A 17,417-nucleotide genomic window follows, 5' to 3' on the forward strand; every position below is an offset into this window, starting at 1 on the left:
GTTGCCCGGATCGCAACCTAGCGGCCACAGACAGTTCATAGCCGCGACATGTCCCGTCAGGTTCAGGCCTTGTCAGTTCCGCTATTACGATCAGCCAATGCGCGCGGTCGAACGCGAGCTGGCCAGAGAACGCGAGGGCAGGTCGATGACGACGAGCGAAGAACCCAAGGCCGCAACAGAGGCCCCCGAGGCCGAACTGTCAAGCGCGTCAGAAGAAGACGGTAAACCCGGTCACCGCGGCGTCATCCAAGCTTTCACCGCACTCTGTGTCCGGTATGTCGAACGGTTGATGCCCGACCCCTACCTGTTCGCGGTCATCCTCACCGTCATCGTCGCCGCGCTGGTTGCGCTCTTGGTGCACGGTGCCTCGGCGAGCGGCATGCTCAAGGCGTGGTACGGGGGCGTGTGGGGATCGCAGAATATCTTCACTTTCGCCTTCCAGATGGTCTTGATCCTGGTGACCGGCTACACGCTCGCCGAGGCACCGGTTCTGAAGCGGGCCATCGTCTTTATCGCGAGCAAGCCGAGGAACCAGGTACAGGGAGCGCTGCTCTGTTTCGGGTTGAGCGCCGCACTGTCCCTCCTGAACTGGGGGCTCGGGTTGGTCGCAGGTGCGCTGATTGCCCGCCAAGTCGCGAAGCGCTTCACCGACGCACATTTCGGCTACCTCATCGCCGCGGCGTTCATGGGCTTCATCGTCTGGACGCAGGGACTGTCGTCGTCGATCGCGCTGGCGAACACGGACGACGGCAGCCCAATCAATGTGATCCACAAGATGACTGGCGCCACCGTGCCGCTCAAGCTGACGATCTTTGAGCCCTACAGCTGGCTGTCGGTGATCGTCGTACTGGCGCTGCTCGCGCTTGCCATCTGGCGCATGCAGCCGACGCAAAGCCTTGCGCCCGATCCCGCCGTGTTCGAGGACGAGGACCAGTCCGAGGTAAAGGCCGAGGGCAAGCGATCGTTCGCCGAATGGCTGGAAAACCAGTGGATCCTCAATGTGCTCGTGTTCGCCGCGGGCATTGCCTACTTCTGCCTCAGCGGCTTCGCGCTGAACATCTCGTCGATGATCATGTTGTTCACGATCACCAGTGCGCTGCTGCACCGTACGCCGATCCGGTTCATCCGGGCATTTACCGGCGCCGCGAAGGTGTCCGGTCCGCTGCTGCTGCAGTACCCGCTCTACGGCGGTCTGGTTGCCCTACTCGGCTATGCGCCCCCGCACCCCGCCGGCAAGGCCGTGCCCCTGCAGACGCTGCTGGCCCACGGGCTGGTGAGCGGCGCGACGCAGTACACGCTGCCGTTCCTGACCTTCATCGGCTCGTTGATCATCAGCTTGTTCGTGCCTTCCGGCGGCGGGCACTGGGCCGTGCAGGGCCCGATCGCGGTCGACTCGGCGCGCGCGGTCGGTCAAACCTCGCCGGGCTACCTCGGGCTGATGTCCATGGCGGTCGCCGTCGGCGAGGGGGTCGCCAACATGATCCAGCCGTTCTGGTTGCTGCCCCTGCTCGCGATCGCGAAACTCAATGTCCGCCAGGTGATGGGCTTCACGATCGTCGCGTTCCTGATCGGGTTGGTGGTGTTGGGTGCCACCACTCTGATTGCGCCCTATGTGGTTTGACGGGACGCTAGACGAGAATTCGCAGATCCTTGGTGGCCAGGGGCGGGATCGAACCGCCGACCTTCCGCTTTTCAGGCGGACGCTCGTACCGACTGAGCTACCTGGCCGGAGGGCAGCGAGTGCCTCGCCGCGCTTGGCGACCCTGACGGGACTCGAACCCGCGACCTCCGCCGTGACAGGGCGGCGCGCTAACCAACTGCGCCACAGGGCCTTGCTGCTGCTCCGCGTCACCGCGTCGCGTACCCCCAACGGGATTCGAACCCGTGCTACCGCCGTGAAAGGGCGGCGTCCTAGGCCACTAGACGATGGGGGCCAGAACCGAATCACTCCGGGGTACTCACAACGTGGTTTCGTTGGGAGCCACGTCAGCTTAGGTCACGGTGTGCCCAATCCTCAAACGAGCCTCGTTTTCGGTCCAAGTATCCTGAATCTCCGCGGCCCCTATAGCTCAGTTGGTAGAGCTACGGACTTTTAATCCGCAGGTCCTAGGTTCGAGTCCTAGTGGGGGCACCACCACGCGCACGGCCGGAGGCTGTGCGCGCCAGAACGACGGCTCATTGCCCGAGCACCGCGCTGCTGTAGGTGACGTCGGCGAAAGCCGCGGCGACGTCGTCGTCGGCGTAGACAAACCCGTTGGCCGCATGCAGCTCCGCGACGGTCTGAGAGCTGGTCTTCCAGCCGCGCCGGCTCAGGTGGTCGACGATGTGGCTGCGCTGGCCGTGGTAGACGAGATCGTTGAAGTCGATCTCGAACCCGAGTTCGCTCATCCGGTCGTGGTGGGCGCGCCACCGCGGGTCGGCGAAAACGGCAGTGTCAGGCACGAATTCGAAGGCGAGACGGCTGCCGGGGACGCTCAGCGTCGTGATGTTGTCGAACAGCGCGTCCTGAGCTTCGTCGGGCAGGTATACCACCAGGCCTTCGGCGCTCCATGCCGACGGCGCCTGCGGATCGAATCCGGCCGCCTGCAGGGCCGAGGCCCAATCGTCGCGCAGGTCGATGCCGACGGTGCGCCGCTCGGCGGTCGGCTCGGCTCCCAGGTCGCCGAGCGTCAGCGTCTTGAATTCGATCACCTCCGGCATGTCGACCTCGTACACGACCGTCCCTGCCGGCCAGGGCAGCCGGTAGGCGCGGGAATCGAGGCCCGACGCCAGGATCACCACCTGGCCGATGCCGCTGCGGGTCGCGTCCAGAAAGAATTGGTCGTAGAACCGGGTCCGGCAGGCCATCCCCTGCGCCATCCGCTGCGGGTCGAACTCGGTATTACCGCCGGCCGCGATTTCGCCGTTGACCAACCGGACGTAGACATCAATCCCCACCGCGCGCACCAGCGGCGCGGCATACGGGTCGTCGATCAACCTCGCGTCGGATGAGAGCGCCCGCTGGGCGGCCACCATCGTCGCCGTCGCCCCGACACTCGTCGCGAGATCCCACCGATCACGTTCGGCGCGCGCCATGGTGCCCCCTTAACCGGGTCAGAAAAAAGATAGATAATCTAGTTAGTATCACAACGTCGCATCCCGGCCCTCGGGACTACCCTCCGAGTCATCCGCTCCCGTTCCACGCCGGAGGACCCATGACCGATTTCGCACAGCGGACGATCGACCTGGCGCGCCGAAACGTGACCGAGGGTGGCCGCCCGTTCGCGACCGTCATCGTCCAGGACGGCGCGGTGCTCGCCGAGAGCGCCAACAAGGTGGCGCAGACGAACGATCCCACCGCCCACGCGGAAATCCTGGCGATCCGCGAGGCCTGCATGAAGCTGGGCACCGAGCACCTCGTCGACGCCACCATCTACGTGCTGGCCCACCCATGCCCGATGTGCCTGGGCTCGCTGTACTACTGCTCCCCCAAGGAAGTCGTCTTCCTGACGACCCGGGACAGCTACGAGCAGTACTACACCGATGACCGCAAGTATTTCGAGTTGTCCACGTTCTACGACGAATTCGCGAAGGAATGGGACCAGCGACGCCTGCCCATGCGTTACGAGCCCAGGGACGACGCCGTGGAGGTCTACCGGCTCTGGAACGAGCGCAACGGCGGCCGCCAGTCGACGGTGGTCCCGTCGTCCTGATCCGCGTCTTGGCAGCCGAATCGACTTTCGCTAATATTTGCGTATGCATGCAGATAATGGCAAAGGCCGACTGCCCGACGACCAGGCCAGCCTGGTGGTCGAGGTGTTCCGGATGCTGGCCGATGCCACTCGCGTGCAGGTGCTCTGGTCGTTGACCGACCACGAGATGTCGGTCAACGAACTCGCCGAGCACGTGGGCAAGCCGGCGCCGTCGGTTTCCCAGCACCTCGCGAAGTTGCGGATGGCACGCCTGGTCCGCACCCGGCGCGAGGGCACGACGATTTTCTACAGCCTGGAAAACGACCACGTCCGTCAACTCGTCATCGACGCGGTCTTCAACGCCGAGCACGCCGGCCCCGGGGTGCCCGGTCACCACCGACGCGACAGCGGGCTCAAGGCGGTCGCCGAGTCCTCCCGCCCGCCGAGCCGGCAGCACAGCGCCGGCCGCTGAGCGAGCAGCAGCCACAAGGCATTTCACTAAGAAGGGAACAGCAATGAGCGAACAGCACACCCACGACGGTCCGCACGCGCACGAGCACCAGCACGGCGACCAGACACACGCCCATGCGCACACCACCCATGAGCACGACCACGTCGAGCACGAACACTCACACGCGCACGCCGACGGGACCGAACACACCCATGCGCACGTGCATCAGGCGGGCCTGGAAGAGGTTCACGGCCACACCCACGAGTAGCGCGGCCGGGGCCTGGTCGGCTCAGGACACCACCGGGCAGTAATGCTTGGGGTTACCGCGCTCGTCTTCGGGCGGCAGGTTGCGGGCCGGCGTTTGCACCAGGGGCGTATCGAGCGGGATCCGCCCGTTGGCGCGGTCCAAGCCGGCCCGGGCCCGCGGGTGCTTGCGGAATCTGCTGGGCACCAGGGCGAACACGCCGCGGACGAGGTCACCGAAACACCGGTGCAGCCACTCGTCGCGGCGTGACCAGCGATAGCCCATCAGCTCCCGCACCGGCGGGTCGTACAACCCGACCGTCACCCAGACGAAGAACGGCGCCAACAGCTTACGTTGCGCGGCCCACAACTGATCCGGAATCCATTGCGCGAACGGGGGTTTCGGCAGCTCGGTCAGATCGAGCACGGCCCGGGCCGCCCAGTTGTTCTCCAGCACGTTGCGGCACATGTGGTCCCAGTAGACCTGGAATTCCTCCCAGGAAGCCGGCACCGGCCGCATGCTCATGCCGTACATCCGGTACCACTCGACGTGTTCGTCGAACAGCTGGCGCTTCTGCTCCTCGGTGATCCCGCCGCAGAATCGCTCGGCCACATGGATGGTGCCCATAAAGAAGGTGGAGTGCGCCCAGTAGAAGACGTCGGGGTTCAGCGCGTGATAGCGCCGGCCCTGTTCGTCGACCCCCTTGATGTCGGTGTGGTAGTCGCGCACCTCGGCACCCGTGCCCGGGGCGCGGTCCCCGTCGAACACCACTCCCCCGATGGGATACAACGAACGCAGTAGACGCGGCCAGCGCTCTCGGAAGAACGTGGAGTGATCGATGACCGCTGCGCCCAGCTGCGGGTGCATGTTCTGCATCGAACCCGCCCACGGACCCTGCAGCATGCCCCGCCAGTCGCCGAAGTACCGCCAGGTCAGCGAGTCGGGTCCCAGTGGTGCGGGCGGCGCGTCGTACCCCGCCGGCGACACCGGGCAGCCACCCGCGACACCGTCGGACGCGTCGGCCCGCTCGGCCGAAACCGACTGCTCAGCGGTGCCGACCACGTCGCTGCGTGCTACGTCGCTGGTCAGAGGGCGCGATGCGGACGTATCTTGAGTCACTATTGGATCCCTGTAGGTATCGTGAATTTTGACTACAACCGTTGTCAATTTAGAGCTTAGGAGCGATGTGCAGACGGGTCAACGACGGGGCCGCTGGACCGGCGTCCCCTTGGAGAGTCGCCTCGCGCTTCGCCGCGACAACCTCATCAGCGCCGGCGTACAGCTACTCGGCAGTCCCGGCGGGCCGGCGGTGACCGTACGCGCGGTCTGCCGTGCTGCCGCGCTGACCGAACGCTACTTCTATGAAAGCTTCGCCGACCGTGACGAATTCGTCCGCGCGGTCTACGACGACGTCTGCACGCGCGCGATGAACACCCTGACGTCGGCGACGACCCCGCGCGAGGCCGTCGAGCGATTCGTCGAGCTCATGGTCGACGACCCGGTCCGCGGTCGCGTGCTGTTGCTGGCGCCGGCGGTGGAGCCGATTCTGACCCGCTCCGGTGCGGAGTGGATGCCCAATTTCATCGACCTGCTACAACGCAAGCTGTCGCGGATCGGCGATGCCGTGCTGCAGAAGATGATCGCCACCAGCCTGGTCGGCGGCCTGTCGGGACTGTTCACCGCCTACCTGCACGGACAGCTGGGCGCCACCCGCGAGCAGTTCATCGATTACTGCATCAACATGCTGTACATCACGGCCGCGCCGTACGTCCCGGCCGGCGAACTCGGCAATTCGCAATAACGCGCGTTTTCAATTGCGCCGTATCGGCAAGCCGTACAACTAGACGTATAAACCACGCCAGCTCGAAAACCGGCATCAAAACGTCACCTGGCGCGCCGGATGAGGAACTTGATGCTACTGAAGTTCACAGATATATTGACTGCTACCCATCGACACAGATAACTGGAGGCCGTATGTCAGCCGGGCTGACCGACTTACAGCTGCTGCACGAGCTCGAGCCGTTCGTCGAGACGTACCTGAATCGGCACGAGAGCATGCACAAGAACTGGAACCCGCACGACTACATCCCGTGGTCGGACGGCAAGAACTACTACGCACTCGGTGGGCAGGACTGGGAGCCCGGTCAGTCCCGGCTGTCTGACGTCGCCCAGGTGGCGATGGTGCAGAACCTGATGACCGAAGACAACTTGCCCTCATATCACCGCGAGATCGCGATGAACTTCGGCATGGACGGCGCCTGGGGCCAGTGGGTCAACCGCTGGACCGCCGAGGAGAACCGGCACGGTATCGCGCTGCGCGACTACCTGGTGGTGACCCGCGCGGTCGACCCGGTCGAGCTGGAGAAGCTGCGCATCGAGGTGGTAAACCGGGGCTTCAGCCCGGGCCAGAACCAGCAGATTCGGGCCGATCTGTTCGCCGAGAGCCTGTTCGACTCCGTCATCTATGTCACGTTCCAGGAGCTGGCGACCCGGATTTCGCACCGCAACACCGGTAAGGCCTGCAACGAGCCGATCGCCGACCAGCTGCTGGCCAAGATCTCCGCCGACGAGAACCTGCACATGATCTTCTACCGCGACGTCAGCGACGCCGGTTTCGCGGCCGCGCCCAATCAGGCGATGAGGTCGCTGCACAAGGTGCTGCGCAACTTCCAGATGCCGGGCTACCAGGTGCCCGAGTTCCGCCGCAAGGCCGTCGTCATCGCCGTGGGCGGCGTGTACGACCCGCGCATCCACCTCGACGACGTGGTCATGCCGGTGCTGAAGAAATGGCGCATCTTCGAGCGCGAGGACTTCACCGGTGAGGCGGCCGCCATGCGCGACGACCTTGCGCTGCTGATCAAGGAACTCGAGCAAACCTGCGAGAAATTCGAGATCTCCAAGCAGCGCCAGCTCGACCGCGAAGCCCGCACCGGCAAGAAGGTCACCGCCGCCGAGCTGCACCAGACCGCGGGCACGCTGACCATGAGCCGGCGGTAACCAGGCGGTGCGCATCGGTTCCATCGCGCTCCGCAGCCCGGTGGTCCTGGCACCGATGGCGGGCGTCACAAACGTCGCATTCCGGACGCTGTGCCGTGAACTCGAGCAAGCCAAGGCCGGCACCGTCAGCGGGCTCTATGTCTGCGAGATGGTCACGGCGCGTGCGCTTGTCGAGCGTCATCCCGCCACCCTGCACATGACCACGTTCTCCCCGGACGAGTCGCCGCGCTCGCTGCAGCTCTACACCGTCGACCCGGCGACCACCTACGCGGCCGCCAAGATGATCGCCGACGAAGGCCTGGCCGATCACATCGACATGAATTTCGGCTGCCCGGTGCCGAAGGTGACCAAGCGCGGCGGCGGGTCGGCGCTGCCGTACAAACGGCGGCTGTTCGGTCAGATCGTCGCGGCGGCGGTGCGCGGAACCGAGGGCACCCAGATACCGGTGACCGTCAAGTTCCGTATCGGCATCGACGACGCACACCACACGCACCTCGATGCCGGCCGCATCGCCGAAGCCGAAGGGGCCGCCGCGGTCGCACTGCACGCCCGCACCGCGGCGCAGCGCTACTCCGGCACCGCCGACTGGGAGGAGATCGCCCGGCTCAAGCAGCAGGTGCGGACGATCCCGGTACTCGGCAACGGCGACATCTATGACGCCAGCGACGCGCTGACCATGATGGCCACCACGGGCTGCGACGGCGTCGTCATCGGCCGCGGCTGCCTGGGCCGACCCTGGCTTTTCGCCGAGCTGTCGGCCGCATTCACCGGCAGCCCGCCACCCACGCCGCCAACGCTGGGCGAGGTCGCCGACATCGTCCGACGGCACGGGCAGCTGCTTGCCGCGCACTTCGGCGAGGACAAGGGCATGCGCGACATCCGCAAGCACATCGGCTGGTACCTGCACGGCTTTCCGGCCGGCTCGGAGCTGCGCCGGGCCCTGGCGATGGTCAAGACGCTAAACGAGCTGGACACCCTGCTCGACCGGCTGGACGGCACCGTGCCGTTCCCGGACGAGGCGACGGGCCCGCGCGGCCGGCAGGGTTCACCGGCCCGGGTGGTGCTGCCGGAAGGTTGGCTGACCGACCCGGACGACTGCACAGTGCCGGCCGGAGCCGACGTCATGCACTCCGGCGGCTAGCCGATAACTCGAAATCGCGTCTGGACCAATAACTCAGTACGATGTGGGCTTTGTTGCATGCGTTTGGGTGGCGGATGGGTTCGGTGCCGCTGCACCCGGGCAACAAAAGTGGTTGGCACCAGCGGCAGCGCCCGCAATGCGGGGCTGCGCTGACATCAGGGCACGGACACGCTGACGTCTGCATCAGAGCTTCGGAGGCCGGTACGACATGAGTGACGCCGAGAGCGACGCCACTCGTAATGGTCGGCGCGGCCCGGGCGGGACGCACGCCCGCCCGATCGCGCCCGACCCGGCGCCGTTGGGCGCCGCTCCGTGGGAACGATTCTTCGAGCCCCCCGCCGACGACAACCTGCACCGCTGGCAACCCGAGGCCCCGATGGAGCCCGTCGTGCCGCGCGAGGAGGAATCCGAACACGGCGGATCCCACACCGGCGGCGGCGTCAGCGTCGCCGATCTGATCGCCAAAATCGGTGCCCCCGGCCGGCCCGTCCACCATCGTGCGGCCGCCGACGATCCGGAGGTCGAGCCGTCCGGCGCCGAGCCGCGCCTGCCGATCGAGCTGCAGAAAACCCAGGTCATCGAGGACCTGGCCTACTCCGTGGACGCCGTCGCCGAGCTTCGCGCCCTCGAGGCCGCCGACTATCCGAACGAGGACGACCCCGACGACCTGGCCCAAGACACCAGCCCCGAGGAACCCGAACGCCGGCGCCGTCCGTTGCTGGTGGCCGCGCGCTCGACGGCCGCACTGGCTGCGGTGCTGGCCCTGGCCATGACCGGCGGGGCTTGGCAATGGAGCGCGTCGAAAAACGCCCGGCTGAACACGATCAGCGCGCTCGACCAGAACTCCACCGACATCCGCGACCGCAACGGCCAGTACGGCGACGAGGACTTCTTGATCGTGGGTCTCGACTCCCGGGCCGGCGACAACGCCAGTATGGGCGCCGGCAACACCGACGACGCCGACGGTGCCCGGTCGGACACGGTGATGCTGGTCAACATTCCGGCCAACCGAAAGCGCGTCGTGGCGGTGTCGTTCCCCCGCGACCTGGCGATTACCCCGATGCAATGCGAAGCGTGGAACCCCGAAACCGGGCAGTACGGGCCCCTTTACGACCCCAAGACCAAGACCTACGGGCCCAAGATGATCTACACCGAGACCAAATTGAACTCGGCGTTCGCCTTCGGCGGCCCGAAGTGTCTGGTGAAGGAAATCCAGAAGCTGTCCGGCTTGAGCATCAACCGATTCATCGCCGTCGACTTCGCCGGCTTCGCGAAAATGGTCGACGCCCTCGGCGGCGTCGAGGTCTGCTCGAGCACACCGCTGCACGACTACGAGCTGGGCACCGTCCTCGACCACGGTGGACGCCAGGTTCTCGACGGCTCGACCGCCTTGAACTACGTGCGGGCGCGTCAGGTCACCACCGAGGTCAACGGCGATTACGGACGGATCAAACGCCAGCAGCTGTTCTTGTCGTCGCTGCTGCGGTCGTTGATCTCCGAGGACACCCTGCTAGACCTCAACAAGCTCAACAACGTCGTCAACATGTTCATCAGCGACACCGTCGTCGACAACGTGCAGTCCAAGGACCTGGTCCAACTCGGGCAGTCGCTGCAGGGCATGGCGGCCGGGCACGTCACCTTCGTCACCGTGCCGACCGGCGTGACCGACCAGAACGGCGACGAGCCGCCGCGAATGGACGATATGCGGGCGCTGTTCGATGCCGTCATCAACGACGATCCGCTGCCCGAGGAGAACGACCAGAACGCGCAGAATTTGAGTACGTCCCCGACGAAGGGCCCGTCGAAGGCGCCGACGACCAAGAAGACGCCGGCACCGGCGCCCGAGGCGCAACACGAGCAGGTGACCACCACGTCGCCCAGCGGCGTGACGGTGCGGGTCTCCAACGCGACCACGCAAACCGGCCTGGCGGCCACCGCGACCACCCAGCTCAAGCGGGACGGCTTCAACGTGATGTCGCCTGACGACTATCCGAGCTCGGTGAACGCGACGACCGTGCTGTTCTCGCCCGGCAATGAAGAGGCCGCCGCCACCGTCGCGTCCTCGTTCGCCAACGCGAAAGTCCAGCGGGTATCTGGCTACGGGCAGGTCGTGCAGGTGGTCCTGGGCCCCGATTTCAAGTCGGTCGCCAGCCCGCAGCCCAGCGGATCGTCGATGAACCTGCAAATCGAACGCGGTTCGAGCAATGCGCCGGCCAAGCTGCCCGAGGACCTGACCGTCACCAACGCGGCCGACACCACCTGCGAGTAACCGCTTTTGACGGCGCTCCGCTGCCCTTTTCTTGCGGCGAGACCGTACCCTTGGTGCTATGCGGACCGCCTACCACGAGCAACTCTCGGAGTTATCCGAGCGCCTCGGCGAGATGTGCGGCTTGGCAGGAATCGCCATGGAGCGGGCCACCCAGGCTCTGCTGCAGGCCGACTTGGTGCTAGCCGAACAAGTCATCTCCGATCATGAAGCCATCGCCGCGCTCAGCGCGCGTGCCGAAGAAAGCGCCTTTGTACTACTGGCATTACAGGCACCGGTGGCCGGCGATCTGCGGGCCATTGTGAGTGCCATCCAGATGGTGGCAGACATCGACCGGATGGGTGCGCTGGCGCTGCACGTCGCCAAGATCGCCCGCCGGCGCCATCCCCAACACGCGCTGCCCGAAGAGGTCAACGGCTACTTCGCCGAAATGGGCAGTATCGCAGTCGAATTGGGTAACAGCGCCCAAGAGGTGGTGCTGTCGCGCGACCCGGAGAAGGCCGCCCGGATTCGCGAAGAAGACGACGCCATGGACGACCTGCACCGGCATCTGTTCTCGGTGCTGATGGACAAGGAATGGAAGCACGGCGTCGCGGCGGCCGTCGACGTGACGTTGCTGGGCCGGTTCTACGAGCGTTTCGCCGACCACGCCGTCGAGGTGGCCCGGCGGGTCATCTTCCAGGCAACGGGCAGGCTGCCCGAGGAAGAAGCGAAATCCGCCTCGCAGTAAGCGACCCCGCTAGCCGAAGCGGCCCGAAATGTAGTCCTCGGTCGCCTTCTGATTCGGGTTGGAGAAGATCTTCTCGGTGTCGTCGACTTCGATCAGCCGCCCCGGCTTACCGACGGCCTCCAGGTTGAAGAACGCCGTGTAGTCGCTGACCCGGGCCGCCTGCTGCATGTTGTGCGTGACGATGACGATGGTGTAGTCCTGCTTCAGTTCGCTGATCAACTCTTCGATGGCCATCGTCGAGATCGGGTCCAGGGCCGAACACGGCTCGTCCATCAGCAGCACATCGGGTTGCACGGCGATGGCCCGCGCGATGCACAGGCGCTGTTGCTGCCCGCCGGACAGCCCGCCGCCGGGCCGGTCCAACCGATTCTTGACCTCATCCCACAGGTTCGCCCCGCGCAGCGAATACTCGGCCGTCTCATCGAGCACCTTGCGGTTGCGCACCCCCTGCAACTTCAGGCCCGCGACGACGTTGTCACGAATTGACATGGCGGGGAACGGGTTTGGCCGCTGGAACACCATCCCGATGGCTCGGCGCACGCCGACCGGGTCGACCCCGGCGCCGTAGATGTCTTCGTCGTCGAGTAGCACGCTGCCTTCGACCCGTCCGCCGGGCACCACCTCGTGCATCCGGTTGAGGGTGCGCAACACCGTCGTCTTGCCGCAACCCGACGGGCCGATGAACGCCGTCACGCTGCGGGGCAGAACCGACAGCGTCACATCCGAGACCGCGTGAAACGATCCGTAATAGATGTTGACGCCCTTGAGGTCCAACCGTTTGGCCACTTAGTGCTCCTGCCTATGACTTTCTGACGCCCAGAAATTTCGCTATCACCCGGGCCGCGACGTTGATGGTGGCGATCACCAGGATGAGGGTTAATGCAGCACCCCACAACCGATCCGTGGGGATGGGATTGAAGCTCGCGCCGACCGTCGTCTGGTTGAACATCATGCCGGGCAGCGTCCCCATGAACCCGCTGAAGATATCGAAGTTCATCGACTGTGCATAACCAACGAGGATCAGCAGCGGCGCCGTCTCCCCCATCACCCGGGCCATAGCCAGCAGTATCCCGGTGACGATGCCGGACAGCCCGGTGGGGATGACCACCCGGGCAATGGTTTTCCACTTGGTGACGCCCAGCGCGTAACTGGCCTCGCGAAGATCCACCGGGACGATCCGCAACATCTCCTCGGTGGCCCGCACGATCACCGGGAGCATCAGTAGGACCAGCGCCAGTGACACCGCGAATTCCGACCGGGGAAGTCCCAACGTTGCCACGCACAACGCGTAGATAAACAGTGCCGCAACGATTGACGGCACACCGCTGAGGATGTCGACCATGAACGAGGCCAATCTGCCCAGCGCGGTGCCGCCGCCGTACTCGACCAGATAGATGGCGACCATCAGCCCGAGCGGGACGGAGATGAGGGCGCACAACAATCCCTGCAGCACGGTGCCGACCAGCGCGTGGTAGGCGCCCCCGCCGGTCACGAATGCCGTCATCCCCGCCTGCGAGTGCGACCACCACGTGGTTGACACCACCGCCTTGAAGCCCTTGGCGATTACCGACCACAGCACCATCACAAGCGGGGTCACCGCGACCAGGAGTGACAGCGAAACAAGCAGGGTGGCAACGTAATTCGTGATGCGGCGGCGCCAGCTGACCGGCGAGAAAGTCCGCGGCTTGAGCGGGCGGTCCAGCATCGAGGTCATCGGGCGCCCTTTCGCCCGGCTCCGGCGACGGCGCCCCGCGCGAAGGCGTCGACCAGGAAAGTGAGCACGAACAGCGTCAGCCCCGCGGCGATATACGCACCGGCCTTGTACCGGTCGTCGAATTCGGCCGCGGCGCCGGCGATCTTGGTCGCGAAGGTGGAGCCGCCGTCGAACAGCGACCAGCCGAACGCCGACTGGGTGCCCCGCAGGATGATCAGCAGCGCCACCGTCTCGCCCAGGGCGCGGCCCAGCCCCAGCATCGAGCCGCTGACGTAGCCCGACCGCCCGAACGGCAGCGTGACCGTCTTGACCACTTCCCAGCGGGTGGCGCCGAGCGCCAGCATGGCCTCGATCTGGTCCTGCGGCGTCTGGACGAACACCTCACGCGTGACCGCGGTGATGATCGGCAGGATCATCACCGCCAGGACGATGCCACCGGTGAAGATGGTGCCCCCACCGGCGGGCGACGCGTTGCCGCTGGCGAACAGAAAACACCAGCCCAAGGAGCGATTAAGCCAGGCGGCGACCGGCCGTAGCTGCGGTGCCAGCACATACAGGCCCCACGCTCCGTAGATGATCGATGGCACCGCCGCCAGCAGATCGACCGAGTAGGCCAGCGGCGTGGCGACCCGCCGCGGCGCGTACTGGGTGATGAAGAGGGCTACGCCCAGCGCGACCGGCATGGCCAGGATCAGCGCGAACAGCGACACGAACACGGTGACCGGGACCAGGCTGGCGATACCGAAGTGCATCGCGGACGTGTCCGTGGTGGCCCAGACACCGCCGTAGCTGAAGAAGTTCTCCCGATTGCGGTGCAGCGCCGGTATCGCGCGTCCGAGCAGAAAGGCGGCGATCGCGGCGATGACCACGATGATGACCACCCCCGACGACTGCGCGAGCCAGCGGAAGACCCGGTCCGCCACATGGGGCCGCCCCTCTCCCCAGGGGCTGGTGGGTGTGGCCTGCTTCTCCGGATACGGCGCGGCGACAACCGCACCCGAACCCGCGTCGATGGGATTTGGCCCTGAAAAACCCGTCACTGTGATCCCGTCACAGTTCTGCTGTCGCTCCTTGAAACCCGAGTCACTTGTTACTGCATCGCATTGATAGCCGTAATCAGTCGCTCCCTGACCTTATCGGGCAGCGGGACGTAGCCGGCCTTCGCGAGTTCGCCCTGCGCGCTCGTGGCGGATATCGAGAGAAACGATTTGACGGCCGCCGCGGTCTGCGCGTCGTAGCCCTTTGAGCACACGATCTCGTAGGTGACCAGCAACAACGGGTAGACACCCGGCTCCTCGGAGCCGTACATGGCATTGAGGTCGAGCACCAGGTCATCGCCCTCGGCCAGGAATCGGGCCGCGTTGACGGCGTTCCCGGCCGTGTCGTTGGTCAGCGGAATCACGCCGCCGCGGGTGGCGATTTTGGCGTAGGGCACGCCGGCCTGGTCGGCGAAGCCCTTCTCGACGTATCCGATGGCGCCCGGGGTGGCCCGCACCGCCTGGATGACCCCGGCCGACTTCGCGGCGCCCTCGCCGACGCCGCCCTGAAATTCCGTGCCAACCCGTTTGGACCAGCTCTGCGGCGCGGCCGCGGTCAGGTACTTCTGAACGTTGTCGGTGGTTCCCGACGAGTCGGTCCGGTAGATCGGTGTGATCTTGGTGTCGGGCAGCGCCGTGCCCGGATTCAGCGCGACCAGGATCGGGTCGTTCCAGCTGGTGATCCTGCCGGTGAAAATCTTGGCCAGCGCGTCACTGTTGATCACCAAAGCCGGATTTCCGGGCACGTTGTAGACGATCCCGATGGGGCCGAATACCAGCGGCAGATCCCACGCCGGATTGCCGTCGCAGCGTTTGGCCGCGGGCCCGATCTGCTCGGCGACCAACGGAGAGTCCGCGCCCGCGAAATCGACATGTCCGGCGATGAACTGCTCACGACCGGCGCCCGATCCGGTCGGGTTGTAGGCCAGGCCCTTGCCCGGGCAGTACTGGCCCCACACCTGGTTGAACACCGTGACGGCGTTCTGTTGAGCGGTCGAGCCCTCCGCCGTCAGCTTGTCCTTGCCGCCACACCCCGCCGTCCCGGTGACGCCGGAGCTGGGCGCACTGGCCCCGCGGGGGTTCTCGTCGCTACCGCAGGCGGTCAGCGCTCCAGCCCCGAGCGCCGTCGCCAACGCCACGGCGGCCAGCGTCCTGCCCTGCCTGTCCAGCCTCACCGATCTCGCTTTCCTGACGCGTTCCCGGACGCATGTGGGCGCCGCTGGCCATCTGTCATGTGAGGTTGCCAAGTGCCGGCGAAAATATGCGCCGACGCGGTCCACAGCAACGTCTCGGTGGCCAGGACCAGATTAACGATCTGGGTAGATGCGGCTCGTACCCGCGGTCAGTTGGCCGCGGGTACGACCGCGTATGCGGTGTCGACGCTGTAGGTGGTGAAGCCCAAGCGCTGGTAGGTGCGCACCGCGGCGACGTTGTCCGACTCCACGTAGAGCATCACGGTGGGGTCGGGGGCGTCGGCCAGGCGCCGGCCCAACCAGTCGATGCCGACGGCGGTCAACACCTGCCCCACACCGCGGCCCTGCGCCGACGGGTCGACGCCCACCACATACACCTCGCCCAGCCCGGGCCGATCGAGGTGCACCTTCGTCCAGTGGAAACCCAGCAGCGCGCCGGCCTGGTCGCTGCCCGAGTCGGCGAACGCAAGGAACAGGCCCGCGGGGTCGAACCACGGTTCGTTGCGGCGCTCCGCCAGCTCGACGTCCGTCCAGCCGCCCTGTTCGGGATGGTAGGCGAACGCGGCATTGTTGACCCGCAGCAGCTCGGCGTCGTCGGCGGTGCCCGCATAGGTGCGGATCTTGACCCCGGGCACCGACGGCACGGTCGAGGGCAGGTCGCGCAGCGAGCGTCGCATCTGCATCAGTTCCCGCACGGGCGCCAGGCCCAGGGCCGACGCGGTCGCACGGGCCGGCTCGAGCGTGCCGTGGGCCCAGAACCGGTTTCCCGCACCGGTTTTGGCCAGCGCCGCACGTGCCAGTGTGGACCCGATACCGCGGCGGCGCGCCTGCGGGTGCACCACGAGTTCGGCCATCCCGGTCTCCCCGTCGCGTGGCGGGCTCAGGTTGAGGTAACCGACGATCGCGTCGCCGGCCGGGGCGGGATCCGTAATCAGCAGATGCTCGGTGCGGTCGTGCCCGAGCTCGCGCAGCACCTGCTCGCCAACCGGTGCGACGCCATCGGATTCGGTTGCCGCACTGACAAGTTCGCGCACGCCCCGCTGCTCTTCGACGGTCAGCGTCCGGCGCCAGTCGGGCGCCGTCACTGTGTGTGCAACGGATCGACCAACGGATGTTGGACGTCCTGCGATTCGGATTCGGACTCGCCGTCGGCCTCGTCGGCCTCGTCGGGCTCGGCGACCGGCGTGCGCCCCCGCGCCGGGCGGACGGCCTTGTACCCGACGTTGCGGACGGTGCCGATCAGCGCCTCGTGCTCGGGACCGAGCTTGGCCCGCAGCCGGCGCACGTGCACGTCCACGGTGCGGGTGCCGCCGAAGAAGTCGTATCCCCACACCTCGTGCAGCAGCTGCGCGCGGGTGAACACCCGGCCGGCATGCTGAGCCAGGTACTTGAGCAGCTCGAATTCCTTGTAGGTGAGATCCAGCGGGCGGCCCCGCAGCCGGGCGGTGTAGGTGCCTTCGTCGATCACCAACTCGCCCAGGCTGACCTTGCCGGCGCTCTCCTGGTCCGCAAGCCCGCCGCGACGTCCGATCACCAGCCGTAGCCGCGCGTCGACCTCGGCGGGCCCGGTGGTGGGCAGCAGGATCTCGTCCAGACCCCAGTCCGAGCTGACGGCCACCAGCCCGCCTTCGCTCACCACGGCCAGCACCGGGACCGACCGGCCGGCAGTGCTCAACAGGCGGCACAGTCCGCGCGCCGACGACAGGTCGGTGCGCGCGTCGACGATCACCGCGTCCGCGGTCCCGGCCTCCAGCAACGAAGAGGGTTCTGGCGGCGCCGTCCGGACGGCATGCGGAAGCAGGGACAGCGAAGGCAGGACCGGGTCGGGATGAAGCTCCGACGTCAGCAGTAGTAGCTCCAACTAGCCCCTCCAGCTCGGGGGAACGGCATCTCCCAATTTCACAACGTCGTTAAGCGTTAGTTACCAGGTCATCTAACGATAACGTGTCACCTGCTTTTTTCGCGTGGCGGAC

Annotated in this window: 17 protein-coding genes and 4 tRNA genes; 10 read left to right on the forward strand and 11 right to left on the reverse strand. The window is 66.3% G+C overall.

Annotated features, from left to right (window positions below; genetic code table 11):
• Positions 1 to 244 precede the first annotated feature (244 nt).
• The gene (locus tag ACZYVJ_RS11045) at positions 245 to 1,621 is read left to right on the forward strand and encodes a TIGR00366 family protein (RefSeq protein WP_463832952.1); all 1,377 of its coding nucleotides are present in this window, start codon (positions 245 to 247) and stop codon (positions 1,619 to 1,621) included.
• Between the two features lie 30 nt (positions 1,622 to 1,651).
• Here ACZYVJ_RS11045 and ACZYVJ_RS11050 read toward each other — a convergent pair.
• The 3 genes from ACZYVJ_RS11050 to ACZYVJ_RS11060 form a co-directional block, all read right to left on the reverse strand.
• Positions 1,652 to 1,728: transfer RNA gene (locus ACZYVJ_RS11050), tRNA-Phe, on the reverse strand.
• Between the two features lie 27 nt (positions 1,729 to 1,755).
• A tRNA-Asp gene (locus ACZYVJ_RS11055) sits at positions 1,756 to 1,832 on the reverse strand.
• A gap of 29 nt (positions 1,833 to 1,861) precedes the next feature.
• A tRNA-Glu gene (locus ACZYVJ_RS11060) sits at positions 1,862 to 1,934 on the reverse strand.
• A gap of 124 nt (positions 1,935 to 2,058) precedes the next feature.
• Between ACZYVJ_RS11060 and ACZYVJ_RS11065 the strand changes: the two genes are divergently transcribed.
• Positions 2,059 to 2,134 (forward strand) — tRNA-Lys (locus ACZYVJ_RS11065).
• Positions 2,135 to 2,175: 41 nt separating this feature from the next.
• On the opposite strand, the gene ACZYVJ_RS11070 is transcribed toward ACZYVJ_RS11065, so the two are convergent.
• Complete coding sequence (locus tag ACZYVJ_RS11070; RefSeq protein WP_463831032.1) at positions 2,176 to 3,075, reverse strand: class I SAM-dependent methyltransferase; 900 nt, start codon at positions 3,073 to 3,075, stop codon at positions 2,176 to 2,178.
• Between the two features lie 119 nt (positions 3,076 to 3,194).
• Between ACZYVJ_RS11070 and ACZYVJ_RS11075 the strand changes: the two genes are divergently transcribed.
• The 3 genes from ACZYVJ_RS11075 to ACZYVJ_RS11085 are packed head-to-tail and all read left to right on the forward strand — an operon-like array spanning position 3,195 to position 4,390.
• Positions 3,195 to 3,692 (forward strand): nucleoside deaminase, encoded by a 498-nt coding sequence (locus ACZYVJ_RS11075; protein ID WP_463831033.1) that lies wholly within the window; start codon positions 3,195 to 3,197, stop codon positions 3,690 to 3,692.
• A 43-nt stretch (positions 3,693 to 3,735) separates the two neighbouring features.
• The gene (locus ACZYVJ_RS11080; protein WP_463831034.1) at positions 3,736 to 4,143 is read left to right on the forward strand and encodes an ArsR/SmtB family transcription factor; all 408 of its coding nucleotides are present in this window, start codon (positions 3,736 to 3,738) and stop codon (positions 4,141 to 4,143) included.
• A 43-nt stretch (positions 4,144 to 4,186) separates the two neighbouring features.
• Positions 4,187 to 4,390: a zinc transporter Slc39a7 gene (locus tag ACZYVJ_RS11085; RefSeq protein ID WP_463831035.1), complete on the forward strand. Its 204-nt coding sequence runs from the start codon at positions 4,187 to 4,189 to the stop codon at positions 4,388 to 4,390.
• 21 nt (positions 4,391 to 4,411) lie between these two features.
• Here ACZYVJ_RS11085 and ACZYVJ_RS11090 read toward each other — a convergent pair whose 3' ends face one another.
• Positions 4,412 to 5,485 (reverse strand): oxygenase MpaB family protein, encoded by a 1,074-nt coding sequence (locus ACZYVJ_RS11090; RefSeq protein ID WP_463831036.1) that lies wholly within the window; start codon positions 5,483 to 5,485, stop codon positions 4,412 to 4,414.
• A gap of 67 nt (positions 5,486 to 5,552) precedes the next feature.
• Between ACZYVJ_RS11090 and ACZYVJ_RS11095 the strand changes: the two genes are divergently transcribed.
• The 5 genes from ACZYVJ_RS11095 to phoU all read left to right on the forward strand — a co-directional run bounded on the left by ACZYVJ_RS11095 (position 5,553) and on the right by phoU (position 11,500).
• Positions 5,553 to 6,167 (forward strand): TetR/AcrR family transcriptional regulator, encoded by a 615-nt coding sequence (locus ACZYVJ_RS11095; protein ID WP_463831037.1) that lies wholly within the window; start codon positions 5,553 to 5,555, stop codon positions 6,165 to 6,167.
• 173 nt (positions 6,168 to 6,340) lie between these two features.
• Entirely contained in the window at positions 6,341 to 7,363 is a 1,023-nt protein-coding gene (locus ACZYVJ_RS11100) for an acyl-ACP desaturase (protein WP_463831038.1), read from the forward strand.
• A gap of 7 nt (positions 7,364 to 7,370) precedes the next feature.
• A complete protein-coding gene (gene dusB / locus ACZYVJ_RS11105) occupies positions 7,371 to 8,504 on the forward strand; it encodes a tRNA dihydrouridine synthase DusB (RefSeq protein WP_463831039.1) in 1,134 nt (377 codons plus the stop codon).
• Between the two features lie 208 nt (positions 8,505 to 8,712).
• Positions 8,713 to 10,773, forward strand: a complete 2,061-nt coding sequence (locus tag ACZYVJ_RS11110; protein ID WP_463831040.1) for an LCP family protein — start codon at positions 8,713 to 8,715, stop codon at positions 10,771 to 10,773.
• A 58-nt stretch (positions 10,774 to 10,831) separates the two neighbouring features.
• Positions 10,832 to 11,500: a phosphate signaling complex protein PhoU gene (gene phoU, locus ACZYVJ_RS11115; protein WP_463831041.1), complete on the forward strand. Its 669-nt coding sequence runs from the start codon at positions 10,832 to 10,834 to the stop codon at positions 11,498 to 11,500.
• Positions 11,501 to 11,509: 9 nt separating this feature from the next.
• On the opposite strand, the gene pstB is transcribed toward phoU, so the two are convergent.
• The 6 genes from pstB to ACZYVJ_RS11145 all read right to left on the reverse strand — a co-directional run bounded on the left by pstB (position 11,510) and on the right by ACZYVJ_RS11145 (position 17,305).
• Entirely contained in the window at positions 11,510 to 12,286 is a 777-nt protein-coding gene (gene pstB, locus ACZYVJ_RS11120) for a phosphate ABC transporter ATP-binding protein PstB (RefSeq protein ID WP_463831042.1), read from the reverse strand.
• A 13-nt stretch (positions 12,287 to 12,299) separates the two neighbouring features.
• Positions 12,300 to 13,214 carry a phosphate ABC transporter permease PstA gene (gene pstA / locus ACZYVJ_RS11125; protein ID WP_463831043.1) on the reverse strand — a complete coding sequence of 305 codons (915 nt, stop codon included), beginning with the start codon at positions 13,212 to 13,214 and terminating at the stop codon, positions 12,300 to 12,302.
• On the reverse strand, positions 13,211 to 14,254 hold the full coding sequence (gene pstC, locus ACZYVJ_RS11130; protein WP_463831044.1) for a phosphate ABC transporter permease subunit PstC: 1,044 nt from the start codon (positions 14,252 to 14,254) through the stop codon (positions 13,211 to 13,213). The genes pstA and pstC overlap by 4 nt, the downstream gene beginning before the upstream one ends.
• A 50-nt stretch (positions 14,255 to 14,304) precedes the next feature.
• Positions 14,305 to 15,426, reverse strand: a complete 1,122-nt coding sequence (gene pstS, locus ACZYVJ_RS11135) for a phosphate ABC transporter substrate-binding protein PstS (RefSeq protein WP_463831045.1) — start codon at positions 15,424 to 15,426, stop codon at positions 14,305 to 14,307.
• A gap of 167 nt (positions 15,427 to 15,593) precedes the next feature.
• Positions 15,594 to 16,529 carry a mycothiol synthase gene (mshD, locus tag ACZYVJ_RS11140; RefSeq protein WP_463831046.1) on the reverse strand — a complete coding sequence of 312 codons (936 nt, stop codon included), beginning with the start codon at positions 16,527 to 16,529 and terminating at the stop codon, positions 15,594 to 15,596.
• Positions 16,526 to 17,305, reverse strand: coding sequence for a winged helix-turn-helix transcriptional regulator (locus tag ACZYVJ_RS11145; RefSeq protein WP_463831047.1), 780 nt, complete (start codon positions 17,303 to 17,305; stop codon positions 16,526 to 16,528). Before ACZYVJ_RS11145 ends, mshD begins: the two co-directional genes overlap by 4 nt.
• Positions 17,306 to 17,417: the final 112 nt, after the last annotated feature.

The sequence above is a fragment of the Mycobacterium sp. IDUB_3 genome (genome assembly GCF_055419585.1).